The 13,245-nt window shown below is 62.8% G+C and carries 11 protein-coding genes; 5 read left to right on the top strand and 6 right to left on the bottom strand.

Annotated features, from left to right (window positions below; translation table 11 throughout):
* The first annotated feature begins 115 nt into the window (after positions 1–115).
* Positions 116–2,029, top strand: a complete 1,914-nt coding sequence (locus C9F12_RS11595) for a Na+/H+ antiporter NhaC family protein (RefSeq protein ID WP_205254674.1) — start codon at positions 116–118, stop codon at positions 2,027–2,029.
* Between the two features lie 261 nt (positions 2,030–2,290).
* Here the strand turns inward: C9F12_RS11595 and C9F12_RS11590 are convergent, their stop codons facing one another.
* Positions 2,291–2,632, bottom strand: coding sequence for a hypothetical protein (locus C9F12_RS11590; RefSeq protein WP_108448975.1), 342 nt, complete (start codon positions 2,630–2,632; stop codon positions 2,291–2,293).
* A 374-nt stretch (positions 2,633–3,006) separates the two neighbouring features.
* The gene (locus tag C9F12_RS11585; protein WP_045995226.1) at positions 3,007–3,747 is read right to left on the bottom strand and encodes a gamma-glutamyl-gamma-aminobutyrate hydrolase family protein; all 741 of its coding nucleotides are present in this window, start codon (positions 3,745–3,747) and stop codon (positions 3,007–3,009) included.
* Between the two features lie 249 nt (positions 3,748–3,996).
* On the opposite strand from C9F12_RS11585, the gene C9F12_RS11580 reads away from it, so the two are divergent.
* Both C9F12_RS11580 and C9F12_RS11575 read left to right on the top strand, forming a co-directional pair.
* Positions 3,997–5,373 (top strand): glutamine synthetase family protein, encoded by a 1,377-nt coding sequence (locus C9F12_RS11580; protein ID WP_108448974.1) that lies wholly within the window; start codon positions 3,997–3,999, stop codon positions 5,371–5,373.
* Positions 5,374–5,558: 185 nt separating this feature from the next.
* Positions 5,559–7,052 carry a Na+/H+ antiporter NhaC family protein gene (locus tag C9F12_RS11575; protein WP_108448973.1) on the top strand — a complete coding sequence of 498 codons (1,494 nt, stop codon included), beginning with the start codon at positions 5,559–5,561 and terminating at the stop codon, positions 7,050–7,052.
* 49 nt (positions 7,053–7,101) lie between these two features.
* Here C9F12_RS11575 and C9F12_RS11570 read toward each other — a convergent pair whose 3' ends face one another.
* From C9F12_RS11570 to C9F12_RS11555, 4 genes are read right to left on the bottom strand one after another with little or no spacing between them, the layout of a single operon-like run.
* Positions 7,102–7,824 (bottom strand): GntR family transcriptional regulator, encoded by a 723-nt coding sequence (locus C9F12_RS11570; protein WP_108448972.1) that lies wholly within the window; start codon positions 7,822–7,824, stop codon positions 7,102–7,104.
* Between the two features lie 12 nt (positions 7,825–7,836).
* Positions 7,837–8,883, bottom strand: a complete 1,047-nt coding sequence (locus tag C9F12_RS11565; RefSeq protein WP_108448971.1) for a Gfo/Idh/MocA family oxidoreductase — start codon at positions 8,881–8,883, stop codon at positions 7,837–7,839.
* A gap of 59 nt (positions 8,884–8,942) precedes the next feature.
* The gene (locus tag C9F12_RS11560; protein ID WP_108448970.1) at positions 8,943–10,049 is read right to left on the bottom strand and encodes an isocitrate/isopropylmalate dehydrogenase family protein; all 1,107 of its coding nucleotides are present in this window, start codon (positions 10,047–10,049) and stop codon (positions 8,943–8,945) included.
* Positions 10,050–10,089: 40 nt separating this feature from the next.
* Complete coding sequence (locus tag C9F12_RS11555) at positions 10,090–11,106, bottom strand: SMP-30/gluconolactonase/LRE family protein (RefSeq protein ID WP_108448969.1); 1,017 nt, start codon at positions 11,104–11,106, stop codon at positions 10,090–10,092.
* 216 nt (positions 11,107–11,322) lie between these two features.
* On the opposite strand from C9F12_RS11555, the gene C9F12_RS11550 reads away from it, so the two are divergent.
* Positions 11,323–12,324, top strand: coding sequence for a tripartite tricarboxylate transporter substrate binding protein (locus C9F12_RS11550; protein WP_108448968.1), 1,002 nt, complete (start codon positions 11,323–11,325; stop codon positions 12,322–12,324).
* A 110-nt stretch (positions 12,325–12,434) separates the two neighbouring features.
* Positions 12,435–13,238, top strand: a complete 804-nt coding sequence (locus C9F12_RS11545) for a tripartite tricarboxylate transporter TctB family protein (protein ID WP_108448967.1) — start codon at positions 12,435–12,437, stop codon at positions 13,236–13,238.
* Positions 13,239–13,245: the final 7 nt, after the last annotated feature.

Here is a 13,245-nt window from a genome sequence, read left to right as displayed (position 1 = left end):
CAAACGACCAACTTTCATTGACGCCAAACGGCGCTCTCCACACCTTCCAACAACAACCGGGGCCACCATGAAACCACCATGTCCTTCGCCGACGGGCCGGCGAAAAACCCGATGCGTGCCTTTGCTCTTGCTGTCGCTCTTGCTGCTAGCGTCGAGCCTTTCCACCGTCCAGGCAGCACCCCAGCTGAGCGGCCCGGACATCCTGCTCGAAGGGGTCGCGACCGACGTCCAGGCCAGCGGGCTTGATCCCGACCGCCCCTGGCACATCGACGACGGCACTCGCCGCCATCCGCTCGAGGTCGACGCCGACGGGGTCGCGACGCTCAGCCTGACCGTCACCGACGGCCCACGCACCCTGTCGCTTTACGACGCCGCCAACACCCCCGCCGCCACCCTCGAACTCGACCCTGTTCCCGCCTGGCTCTCGCTGCTGCCTGCCCTGACCGCCATCACCCTGGCGCTGGCCTTCCGCCAGGTCATCCTGGCGCTGTTTGCCGGGCTGTTGCTCGGCGGCTGGGTGCTTCACGGCATGAACGCCGGCGCCCTGCTCGGCGCCTTCGGTGACTCGGTCAACGTCCACGTGCTGTCCGCCGCCAGCGACAGCGACCATATGTCGATCGTGCTGTTTTGCCTGCTGATCGGCGGCATGGTCGGCATCATCTCGCGCAACGGCGGCACCCGCGGCATCGCCGAGCGCATCGCGCGAGTGATCCGTGGACGACGCCAGGCGCAGAATTCCACCGCGCTTTTGGGTCTGGCCATCTTCTTCGACGACTACGCCAATGCCCTGATCGTCGGCAACACCATGCGCCATATCACCGACCGCGTGAGGATCTCGCGAGCCAAGCTGGCCTACCTGGTGGACAGTACCGCCGCACCGGTGTCCGCGATCATGCTGGTGACCACCTGGATCGGCTTTCAGGTCGGGCTGATCAGCGAGGCGATGGATGCCATAGAAGACTGGAACGAGTCCGCCTACTCGGTGTTCGTTAACGCCATTCCCTACAACGCCTATCCGATCCTGGCGCTCGCCTTCGTCTTCCTGGTGGCCTGGAGCGGTCGTGACTTCGGCCCCATGCTCACCGCCGAGCGCAAGGCACTGTCCGAGCCCGGCGCCCGCCAGGCAATGAGCAGCCGGGAAGCCATCGTCGAGGAAGCCGACATCCCCACCAAGGAAGGCATTCCGACCCGGGCGCTGAACGCGGTGATACCAATGATCGTGCTGGTGGCGATCACCCTGGGCGGGATCTACGCCACCGGTCTCGCTGCCCTCGGCGGCGGTGACCATCAGCTGCGCGACATCTTCGGCGAGGGCGACTCCTTCAGCGCCATGATGTGGGGTTCGCTGGCGGCCTGCGTGACGGCGGTGATCATGACCCAGGCGCAGCGACTGATGAGCATGACCGAAACCGCCCACTACTGGTTCGAGGGCGTCAAGTCGATGCTGCTGCCGATCACCATCCTGATGATGGCCTGGGCCCTGGCCAGCGTGAACGAGGACCTGCACACCAGTGACTTTCTGGTCACGGTGCTGGGCGATAGCCTGTCACCGCAGTGGATGCCGGCGGTGATCTTCGGCCTGGCCGGCTTCACCGCCTTCGCCACCGGTTCGTCATGGGGTGTCATGGGCATCATGATGCCGCTGGTGGTACCGCTGGCCTGGGCCGTACTCGAGCACAATGGCATGGCCGGCACCGCCGAAGGCATGCCGCTGCTGTACGCCTCGGTGGCGGGAGTGCTGGCCGGCGCGGTGTGGGGCGATCATTGCTCGCCGCTGGCCGAGACCACCCTGCTTGCGGCCATGGCCAGCGGCTGTGATCTGATCGACCACGTCAGGACGCAGCTTCCCTACGCCATGCTGGTCGGCATCGTGGCGCTGCTGTTCGGCGCACTCGGCACCGGTTTCGGCCTGCCCTGGTGGCTGGGCCTGGCGGGAGGCGTCGCCACCCTGACCGCGGTGCTGTTCACCCTGGGCCAGCGCGCGACCGCGGCAACGAAGGTAGCGACGGCCAGCGACGCCAGCGCCTGAGCGCCTCCGGGCGCTGGCGAGCCAGCGCCCGCTCCGTCCAGCGTGCCGACTTCCGCTACCACCACCATCCCAACGACAGCGCCGCCCTCCTGGGGCGGCGCTTTCGTTGGGACGACTTGAGGTGTTGTGGCGACTTCAGGTGTTGTGACGACGTTGAGAAAGGGTGCCAGCACGACGTGGTGACCCTGTGACTACGGCACCGCTGTCATCTGCTGAGTGATGGGTCGCCAGGAGGCCTGGGTCGATGACCCCGTCGCAGGCTTACTCCTGCTCTTTCATCATCTCCTGACGTTTTTCGGTGGCGGCCGCACTGCCTTCGAGCAGTTCGGCGTTGTAGCCATCCATCTTGCCCTCGGCATTGCCCGGATCCGAGGAGCCCTCGAGCATTTCCTGACGCTTCTCGGTAGCCGCGGCGGACCCTTCCAGCAAGGTCTCGTTGGTCTGATCCATCATGCCTTCACCGGGCTGAGAAGTGGCCGCCTGCTCTTCCATTTCCTGGCGATGCTCATCCTGGGCACTAGACTCCGCCAGGGCCGTCGCCGCGCCCAGAGACAGCAGCGAACCCGCAAGCACCAGCATCAAAGACGAACGCTTGATCACCATGGTCTTCTCCTTCGATTCCTTGAGAGGGGAGATCCAACTGCGAGCATCAGGGGCGATCCTCACCGTTTGAGCATAGAAGGATCTCTATGCCTGTCGAGGCAGCGGACAGCTTTTCCCCACCGACAGTGGTAAGTCGGCACAGTATTCATCGAAGCAGGCAGAACACAGCGTCAAACACACCGCCTGGCTGACGTCATTGACCAACTCGGCACGGCGCCGACGCCCAGGACATTAGGCGCTGTCCGAAAAGTCGACGAGCGAAGGTTAGACAAGGCAAAAATCGGTGAGAAAGCGCAGTTTACGGGGTGTAAATGAGCATTTTGATCCGATTTTTAACGCCGTATTACCGAGTGCAGGCACTTTTCAGACAAGCCCTAGTGCGTCGCACAGGCAGCAGCAAAGCCCTTGAAGATGGCGTCATACAGCGGATGGGACTGGGGCTCCCACTCCGGATGCCACTGTACCGCCAGGGTGAACCCCGGCGCGTCAGCCACCGAGATGGCCTCCACCAGCCCGTCCGGCGCCAGCGCCTCGACGCGCAGCCCCTCACCAAGTCGATCGACACCCTGCTGGTGCAGCGAGTTGACCCGCGCACTGGCCTCGGGGTAAAGCGCGGCCAGACGGCCGCCGGGCTGAATCTCGAGGTCGTGTACCGGCGCATACTGCTCGGCCTTTTCACCCTCCGGCTCGCGGTGATCCAGCCGCCCCGGCACCCGCTGCACTGCCTGGTGCAGGCTGCCGCCGAAGGCCACGTTGAGCTCCTGAAATCCCCGGCAGATGCCCAGGAGCGGCAATTGCTGCTCCAGCGCCAGCGGCACCCAGCTCATGGCGGCGGCGTCGCGATCCACGTCGTCCCGGGTATTCTCCGGTTCGCGTTCAGCACCGTAGCGCTCGGGCAGTACGTTGGTGTAGCTGCCGGTCAGCACCAGTCCATCGAGGCGCGCCAGCAGCGCCCGGGCATCTTCCTGGCCCTGCCCTTGCCACACCGGCAGCATGATCGGTTCAAGACCGTAGTCACGCAGGGCGCGCAGATACTTGTCGGTCACCATGTGGGCCGGGTGACCCTCGACCTCTCGACGGCAGGCGATGACGCCAACCAGCGGACGATTGTTCATCGAACTCCTCGCAGCTCTATCCGTTGTTATGGTTTCCTCAACATACCTTGGTCGGATTTTCTTGCCAAGCCCGGCGCCGAAAATCTTGACAGAAAGACTGCCAACTATCTGTTTTTACTGATTTACATAAAACCAAAGACCACTCGACACCTCGACAGGCTCCTCACCTCTACGCGTAAATAATTTGACACCATGGCCCGGTCAGCGAAACACTAGCCACATCACAACGAACCAACAAAAGGTGACAGCATGGGCACCCCCAGCGTCGACGAAGCTCGCGACTTTCTGGCCCGACATCCCGAGGTCGACAGCGTAGACCTGCTGATCAGCGACATGAACGGCGTGCTGCGCGGCAAGCGCATCCCCCGTGACAACCTCGAAAAGGCCTACGCAAGCGGCATCCAGCTCCCCGGCTCGGTGTTCGCCCTCGACATCACCGGCAATACCGTCGAGGAAACCGGGCTGGGGCTCGACATCGGCGATCGCGATCAGGTCTGCCGTCCCATTCCCGGCACCCTGATGGTCACACCCTGGCAGCGCAAGGGACGCCAGGCGCAACTGCTGATGAACATGCGCGACGACCAGGACGGCCCCTTCTTCGCCGATCCCCGCAACGTGCTGGCGCGCCAGGTCGAGCGACTGGCCGAGCGCGGCCTCAAGGCGGTGGTCGCGCTGGAGCTCGAATTCTATCTGGTCGATCGCCAACGCGACGAGATGGGTATGGCCCAGCCCTGCCGCTCCCCGGCCAGCGGCGAGCGGGCGAGCGATAGCCAGCTATATTCGATCAACGAACTCGACGAGTACGCCGACTTCCTCGAGGAGGTGCACGCCGCCGCCCAGCTACAGCAACTGCCGCTGGACACCGCGCTCAAGGAATGCGCCCCGGGGCAGTTCGAGATCAATCTGATCCACGGCGATGACGTGATGAAGGCCTGCGACAGCGCGGTGCTGCTCAAGCGCCTGATCAAGGGCGTGGCATTGCGCCACGGCTTCGAGGCCACCTTCATGGCCAAGCTGTACGGCGGCGAGGCCGGCAACGGCATGCACGTCCACATGAGCCTGATCGACGAAAGCGGCGACAATGTCTTCGCCGACAGCGATGGCGACCCGCTGGGAACCCCTGCCTTGCGTCATGCCATCGGAGGCCTGATGGAGCTGATGCCTGCTTCTATGGCGCTGTTTGCGCCCAATCTGAACTCCTTTCGACGTTTTCAGCCCGGCCTCTATGTGCCGATGACGCCGACCTGGGGCTACGATAACCGCTCGGTGGCACTGCGGATCCCCTCTGGAGCCAACGCCGCCCGCCGGGTAGAACATCGAGTAGCCGGAGCCGATGCCAACCCCTATCTGCTGCTGGCCACCCTGCTGGCCTCGGTCTGTCACGGTCTGGATACCGCTGTCTCGCCGGGGGAGCCCGTCACTGGTAACGCCTACCGCCAGTACGAGCCCACCCTGACCAACAGCTGGTCAAAAGCCCTCGACCTGCTGGAGCAAAGCGAACCGCTCGGAGAAGCCTTCGGCCAGGCGTTTCTCAAGGTGTTTCTGGCCAACCGTCGCGCCGAGCGCGAACTGGCCATGCAAAGCGTCAGTCGCCTGGAGTACGACTGGTACCTGCGCCACGTCTGAACGCGGGAAATCACGACGCTAACGCCCCGGACTCCCGTACCGGGCGGGGACGCCCTGTGCGCTCGCCCGGCACGAACGCAAGACCTCAACAACCCGATATAACTCACAGCAATCACGGGTACCTCCCTCATGACAACCACAACGCCCCTTGTCATCGATCCAGGCCTCGCACTGGAGGTGACGCCATGACCCAGACCAACGCACCGTCCACCCATCCCTTCGCCCCCGGCAAGCCCAGCCAGAAAGGCAAGGGTCGCACCTTTGCCATGGTCGCAGGACTCATTGCCCTGGTGGCCGGCCTGACCTTCCACCACGAAGCCGGCACCCCCTTCGGCTGGATCAGCCTGGTGCCTTCGCTGATCGTGCTGGTGGTGGCGATTGCCACCCACAGGACCCTGGAGGCCCTGGCCATCGGCGCGCTGTCCGGGCTTATCCTGATCGAGCCGAGCGACTATATCGGTGCCCTGGCCGACGTCTCGCTATCGGTCATGATGAACGAGACCATCGCCTGGCTGATCCTGGTATGCGGCCTGATGGGTGGCTTTATCGCCATGCTCGAGAAGTCCGGCTGTACCCTTAGCTTCAGCCACTTCATGAGCCGCCTGGTCAAGACCCGCCGTCAGTCACTGCTGTGCACTGCGGTACTGGGACTGTTGATCTTCATCGACGACTACCTCAATGCGCTGGCGACCTCGGCGGCGATGAAGCGGTTGACCGACCGTTTCGGCGTATCGCGGGAAAAGCTTGCCTATATCGTCGACTCCACCGCCGCCCCGATCTGCGTCCTGGTGCCGATCTCGACCTGGGCGGTGTACTTTGCCGAGCTGCTGGAAACCAACGGCGCCACCGATGGCCCCGGCATGTGGCTGTACATCCAGTCGATTCCCTACATGCTGTATGGCTGGGTCGCCATGGGCCTGGTCTTTCTGGTGGCCATGAGCATCGTGCCGGACCTTGGCCCGATGAAGGCCGCCGAGGCCCGCGCCCGCGCCGGCCAGACGATTCCCGACGGCGCCCCGGATGAGCCGCTTGGCGACGACACCCCGCGTGGCAACCCCTGGCTTGGCCTGTTCAACTTCGTCGCCCCGATGGCGGTGCTGATCGGCGCCAGCGCCTACTTCGAGATCGACCTGCTCAAGGGCGTCATCGCCGCCACCCTGTTCACCATCGTGCTGTTCCTGGTGCAGCGCCTGTCCACCTTCTCGAGCCTGATGGACTCGATCATGGACGGCTTTCGCACCATGATGCTGCCGCTGGCCATCGTCGCCGTTGGCTTCGTGCTCAAGGAGGTCAACGACCAGCTCGGCATGACCCAGTTCATGATCGACACCCTGGCGCCCTACATCACCCCGGCGCTGCTGCCGGCCATCGTCTTCATCTCCATGGCGGTGGTGGTATTTGCCACCGGATCGTCCTGGGGCGTGTTCGTGATCTCGATCCCCATCGTGATCCCGATGGCCGCCCATATGGAGGTGTCGATGCCACTGGTGGTGGGCGCCCTGCTGTCGGCCTCGAGCTTCGGCAGCCACGCCTGCTTCTTCTCGGACTCCTCGGTACTGTCATCTCAGGGCAGCGGCGTCCTGCCGATGCAGCACGCCCTGACCCAGCTGCCCTACACCCTGATCGGGGCAACCGTCACCAGCCTCGGCTTCGTGGCGCTGGGCTACGCGCTGGTGTAACGAAACCGGGAGCGCAATGCGCTCCCGGTTTTCGTATCGCGACACACGCCTAGATCGAAGAAAGACCGTACTTGTCGAGTAGCTCCACCAGCATCCTGCCGCTATTTACCCGGTGCTCCCGGTGATGGTCCCTGGCGGCGATGACGTCACCATTCTGAATGGCCTGGACAACGGCCCGATGGTCGTTGTTCGATGACGTCGGCCGTGGCCGTAGTCCCAGGGTCAACATGCGCACACGGTGGGACTGATCCCAATAGGTGTTGACGATGGTGGCGATGCGGCGATTGCCGCACAACTCCACCAGCAGCAGATGGAATCGCTCGTCCGCCGCTGCCCAGCGGGTCAGGTCGTCATCGGCCAGGGCATCGTCCATTTCATCCACCGCATCCATCAACTGGCCGAGCTCCTGGTCGGATAATCCACGTCGTGCCAGCAACTCGACCGCCTGGGTCTCGAGCGCCGTCAACACATCGTATATCTCGACCATATCCTCGGCCGATACCGGCAACACGCGCATACCGTGGCGCGGCCTGATTTCCACCAGCCCTTCATTGGCCAGCCGAATCATTGCCTCTCGAACGGGCGTCCGGCTCATGTCGAGCAGTTCCGCCAACTCCTTCTCGAGGCGAAAGGATCCCGAGGAAAACTCGTTGTCGAGTATCCGACGCTTTATCTCGTAGTACGCCTTTTCCGGCAGCGACAGCTTGTCCCCCGGAGGCCCCTCGCCCCTGCTCGCCGGCACGGATCGAGAAGACGTGTCTCTTGAGTTCATCGCTGCAAATCCTCAGCTTCCACAGACGTCACTGGACACACGAAGCCGCCTGCCTTCTCTGGCAGAGGTGTAGACAGCCTCTTCGATGTTCATGTTGGCGAGATAGTCAGACGCGGTATTTGCCAACCTCGACCGCCCCATCAGGCCATCCACCACATGGCGGCTGAACCGATACACGCAGTCCCCGCCAAAACCGTGATCCACCCACTCATAGTCGATATCCTGCCACAGATTTTCCCCGTGCCTTCTGTAACCCAGGCTGCCATCGCCTCTCAGTACCAGCACACCCTCGCTTCCTTCGATGGTCATTTCGCCCATGGTCAGCCGCCGGTTTTCGGCGCAATGATCGGACAGGCGGTTGCCATCCAGAACGGCGCGAACCCCGCCGGCACACTCCATGATGACATGCCCCGCATCCTCACCGGCGATAGCCGGGTTGAGGCGCCTCAGTTCGGCATAGACAGCGGACACCTCGCCGAAGAGATAGCGAAAGGTGTCGATCCAATGTATCCCGGTCTCGTGGATCAGAAACCGCTCCATCTTCTGAAAGTACGGCTGCCTCTCCAGATAGGCCTGCGGCCCCTGTCCATCTCCAGGGCGCAGCCGGAACGTCGCCTGATAGATCTGCCCCAGCCTGCCCGCGGCGATCTGCCGCTGGATCTCCTCGTACCAGGGCTGAAACCGGACGTTTTCATGAACGATCAGTTCGATCCCGCTTTGCTCGGCCAGGGCGGCGGCTTGGCGCGCCTCCTCCAGGCTTTTGCAGAACGGCTTCTGGCAGATCACGTTCACCCCGCGCTCCGCCGCCAGGCGGATCAAGGCCAGGTGTGAAGAGGGCGGCGTGATGATATCCAGCACGTCGGCGCGCGCTTCCTCCAGCATCGCCAGGACATCCGAGTAGACCTCCCAGCCCCCATGACGCTTGGCCACCTCCCGAGCACGAGAGGTGTCCTGATCACACACGCCCACCACCTGAACCTCGGGGATGCGTGACCAGGCGTCATATTGAAACTGGCTGAAGTATCCGGCGCCAACCGCCGCCACCCTTAGCTTTTCCATCAATAACCTACCTCCTGCGACCTGCCATTGTGAGCGGCGCACCACCCAACCATCAAAAGCTACTGGATCGGAAGCTCGACCAGCTGGGCCATGACCGCCTCGAACACAGCGGTCGTACCGGCATCCCCGCCCAGCTCGCAGGTCACCAGGGTGCCAGTGGCAAAGGCAGCGTCCACGGCTTCTCGCAGCAACTTGCCTGCCTTCAGCGCCGGCTCACAGTCGTGCTTCTCTCCCAGCCACTCCAGCATCATCACACCGGACAGCACCATGGCCGTTGGATTGGCGAGGCCCTTGCCAGCGATATCCGGCGCACTGCCATGGCATGGCTGAAAGACCGCGTGATCATCGCCGATGTCCGCGGAAGGCGCGTAACCCATGCCACCGATCAGACCGGCGCCCAGGTCGGACAGTATGTCGCCGAACATGTTCTCGGTGACCATCACGTCGAGATCCCAGGGCCTGGTGACCATGTTGAGCGCCGCCGCGTCCACGTACATGTGGTCGCAGTCGAGCTGCGGATGCGCCTCGGCCCGCTCGTCGAAGATCTTGCGGAAGAAGGCAAAGGACTTGAACACATTGGCCTTGTCGACACAGGTCACCCTGCCCTTCCCCCCCTGGGCCTGGCGGCTTTGTCCCAGCGCCAGGGTGAAGTCGAACAGTCGCTGACTCACATCCCGGGTGATGACCAGGGTATCGCGCGCTTCCTCGTCGCCCTTGATCTCGCCCCTGCCGTGAGACGCAAACAGGCCCTCGGTGGATTCCCGCACGATCACGAAGTCGAGTTCGTGGGCGCTGGGGTTATTGAGCATCGGCTGAAGCCCGGCGATGGTGCGCACCGGCCTGACCCCGGCGTACAGGCCGAAACGGAAGCGGAAGTCGATCTGTGGCGAGATCTCGGTGCCATCCGGATAGCGAACGTCCGGCAGCCCCATGGCACCCAGCAGGATCGCATCGGCTTCATCGGCACGCTTCAACGAGGCCTCGGGAAGCGACTCCCCTGTATCCCTGAAGTGGGCGGCACCGGCAGGCAGCTCCTCGAAGCTCGCCGATACGCCCCCGACCCGCGCCATGGCTGCCTCCAGCAGCGTGACGCACGGCTTCATGATTTCCTGGCCAATGCCGTCACCGGGAAAGACAGCGATGGAAAAGTGGGTCTTGTTGGTCATTTGACAGCCTCTCGCTATTGTTGGTTGTTACTTGAAGAAGTCAGGCATCGGCGCCGGCGAGTGCCGAACGCAATCGGGTCAAGGGAGCACGCCAATGTATCGGCGCCACGCCGCGCACTGGCGCCTGAAACGAGGCAAGGCGGTCCCCCAGCAGGCAGCCAAGGTAAGCCCGATCGAGGTCGCTGCCGCCAAATGCCAGGCTCGATACGTGACCGAGTCGACGACTGACGACGCCATCCAGGTGAGGGCGACCCATCCGACCGGCGTCAAACGCCTCCTCCACTTGCTTGAGATAGGCCTCGTCGCTGTCTTCCAGCACGACACTCTGCTCCCCGGTCGGCGAGACCCGGATGACCCGATTGCTGACGATACTGGTGATCCAGGCCCCGCCTTCGACATCGAAGGTCACCCCATCGGGGAAGGTGCCAGGGCCGAACTCGCAGACAGTCTGGCGCTCGCCGAGTCGTCCCTTTTCCTCCACGGAAAAACGGCTCAGCCGGCGGGCAAAGGTTTCATTGACGTAAAGCCACCGGCCATCGGGGTGCAGGGCACACTCGTTGGTGTAACCCAGGCCATCGGCGACGATTCTGGCGTCACTGCCATCGGCGTTGGCCAGAGCAATAAAACCGTCGGCCACCGCCGCGCTGTACCCCTTGGCGCGGGGCTGCTGACGGGTACTGACGGTAATCCAGAGGCGACCGGCGCCGTCTCGATGAACGAAGTTGGTGGGAGGCAGGGCGACACCGTCGATCTCGGTCACCAATGGCTCCAGGGCGCCGTCGACGTGCAGCCGAAAGACGCCCCCCTGGTCTTCGCCCAGATGGGTCGCGATCACACCGCCGTCGTCTTCCAGAGCAATACCGTTGGGACGAAGCTGGAAGCCCTGCTGGTTCGACAGGATGCGAAGGGCCGGCGCGCGATCTGCATGGCGGAAGATCGCCACGCCACCGCTGTCGGTCCAGTCTGCGGTCATCAGCAGGCCACTCGAATGTGTCAGCACGCATTCGGGCCGCTTCAAGTCGCCACCGCTATAGTCCAGCGCTTCGAGTTCGATCATGTTGTTCCTGGGTCTCGTTGTTCTGTTCTTGCGTTGGTCAGTCTTCTTTTTGTTCCGGGATTTCGATGTTCCGAGGGACCGTTTCTGTGGCCCTTTCACCAGCGTTTGACGACCAACTCGTTAACGTATACATTAACACATGCACAAAGCCGGTCAAGACCAGACCGCGTCAGCCACCCGGGCGACCGGCACAACAACAAGCGACGAGGAAGCCAAATGAAACGTCATGTCACGCCAGCAATCGCCCTGCTCATGGGTCTCTCCTTTCACGCAGCCGCCGCGGACTACCCCGAACGCGACATCACCAATGTGGTCGTGTGGTCGGCCGGCGGCGGCACCGATGTCGCAAACCGGGTCGTCAGTGCAGAAATGAACGCCTTCCTTCCCAGGCGCATCAACGTGGTCAACAAACCGGGCGGTGTCGCCGGCTCCATCGGCATGAGCCATGTCAGCAACCAGCCCGCCGACGGCTACACGTTGGCAGGTCTGTCCGAATCGAATGTCGCCGCGGCGGTCCAGGGCGGCTGGGAAAATACCTTCGACAGCTGGTACCCCTTCATCATCGGGGGATCGCCGGACCTGATCTCCGTGGGCAGCAATTCGTCCTATACCAGCCTGGAAGAACTGGTGGAGGCGGCCTCCAGCGGCGACGTCACCATCAAGGCAGCCGCGGGGGGCTCGGGCTCCGTTCATCACCTCAATCTGCTCGCCTTCGAGAAAGGCACGGGGGCAGACCTCAACTTCATTCCCTACCCGGGTTCCGCGCCGGGCCAGAACGCCGCCATCACGGGTGAAGTCAGCGTGGTCATCACCTCTCTTGCCGAGCAGCAGCAACTGATTGCGGCCAATCGACTTCGGCCCCTGGCGGTGTTGACCGATAGCCCGGTCGACATCGAGGGAACCGGTGAAATCCCCTCTGCCTTCGACAGCTATCCGCAGTTGAAGGAATATCTGCCTATTCGACAGACCATCGGTTTTGCCGTCCGCGACGATGCCCCGGAGGAGGTCAAGGAGACCCTTGAACAGGCGTTCGAGCAGGCACTGGAAACCGACGCGGTAAAACAGTGGGCAGAGGACAACTACTTCCAGTTGTCCGGCAAGACGGGAGAAGAAGCCTCGGAGGAATTCTCTCGGCTCGAGTCCCTCTTCTCATGGACGCTGTATGACCTCGAGTCTGCTTCCATCAATCCGGAGGAATTGAATATTCCAAGGCCCTGATCGCGACTTCTTCGTTCCCGATAACCGAAGGCCCGGAGGCAATCGTTGCCTCCGGGCATTTCCCGGGCCACGTCAATACCTCGTAGAACATCAGGTTCACTGGACACATCATGGTTGACAGCAAACAGCTCCCTGAACCCGAGAATCAGGCAGGCGCCGCTTTCTCGGGGAACGACGAACTCATCCAGCGGCGACGCCGCGATTTCTTCACGAGCCTGGCACTGCTGCTGCTGGCATTCGCCATGCTCGCAAAATCCCTCACCTTCCCCATGACCGACAGCTACGGCGGTGTCACCAACGCCTGGTACGTTTCCCCCGCGCTGTTCCCCCTGTCGATCGCCGTCACCCTGGGGTTGGTGTCGCTGCTGTTGCTGCGACGCGCCATCCTCGATGGCGGCGCCAGACGTAGAGAGAGCGCCTCGAAGGGCCGATCGAAGGCGTTCTTTCCAGCTTCTGCTTCCTGTCGTGTGGCCGTGATCATGGCCTTTATCGGTCTGTACGTTTACTCGTTCGTCCCCAGCGTCGATTTTGCACTGGCCAGCGCCCTCTTCCTCTTTCTCTTCATCACACCTTTCTATATCGAGAAGGTGGCTCTCATTCCCCTGACACTGGTCGGCGCCGTCATCGCTTGCGTGCTCATCACACTACTGAGCCATCGGCCAACATCTCAGCAGTACGCCTTGGATCTGGTAGCTATCGCCACGCTTCTGACAGTCGCCACCATCGCCTGGTGGTTGCTGCGCCATTCGCCTAGCGAATGCAGGAAACTGCGCACCGTCGTGCTGGTCAGCATTGCCGTTCCCCTGGTGCTGGTACCGATCTTCCGTTTCTTCCTGCTGGTACCACTCCCGGTGGAAGGTCTGGTGATAGACACCATGCAAGCCCTCGTCAGCCACCTGACGGCCCAAGGTTAAGGAGACA

Source organism: Halomonas sp. BN3-1 (assembly GCF_003056325.1).
Lineage (GTDB): Bacteria > Pseudomonadota > Gammaproteobacteria > Pseudomonadales > Halomonadaceae > Halomonas > Halomonas litopenaei.
The sequence above is the reverse complement of the archived record's forward strand: the minus strand, read 5'-3'. Positions and strand labels throughout refer to the sequence as shown.

Bases quoted from the DNA above. Each gene is read 5' to 3' on its own strand.
- C9F12_RS11560 (WP_108448970.1), bottom strand. From the start codon at position 10,049: ATGACCAACAAGACCCACTTTTCCATCGCTGTCTTTCCCGGTGACGGC.
- C9F12_RS11545 (WP_108448967.1), top strand. From the start codon at position 12,435: ATGGTTGACAGCAAACAGCTCCCTGAACCCGAGAATCAGGCAGGCGCC.
- C9F12_RS11590 (WP_108448975.1), bottom strand. From the start codon at position 2,632: ATGGTGATCAAGCGTTCGTCTTTGATGCTGGTGCTTGCGGGTTCGCTG.
- C9F12_RS11555 (WP_108448969.1), bottom strand. From the start codon at position 11,106: ATGATCGAACTCGAAGCGCTGGACTATAGCGGTGGCGACTTGAAGCGG.
- C9F12_RS11570 (WP_108448972.1), bottom strand. From the start codon at position 7,824: ATGAACTCAAGAGACACGTCTTCTCGATCCGTGCCGGCGAGCAGGGGC.
- C9F12_RS11585 (WP_045995226.1), bottom strand. From the start codon at position 3,747: ATGAACAATCGTCCGCTGGTTGGCGTCATCGCCTGCCGTCGAGAGGTC.
- C9F12_RS11550 (WP_108448968.1), top strand. From the start codon at position 11,323: ATGAAACGTCATGTCACGCCAGCAATCGCCCTGCTCATGGGTCTCTCC.
- C9F12_RS11580 (WP_108448974.1), top strand. From the start codon at position 3,997: ATGGGCACCCCCAGCGTCGACGAAGCTCGCGACTTTCTGGCCCGACAT.
- C9F12_RS11575 (WP_108448973.1), top strand. From the start codon at position 5,559: ATGACCCAGACCAACGCACCGTCCACCCATCCCTTCGCCCCCGGCAAG.
- C9F12_RS11565 (WP_108448971.1), bottom strand. From the start codon at position 8,883: ATGGAAAAGCTAAGGGTGGCGGCGGTTGGCGCCGGATACTTCAGCCAG.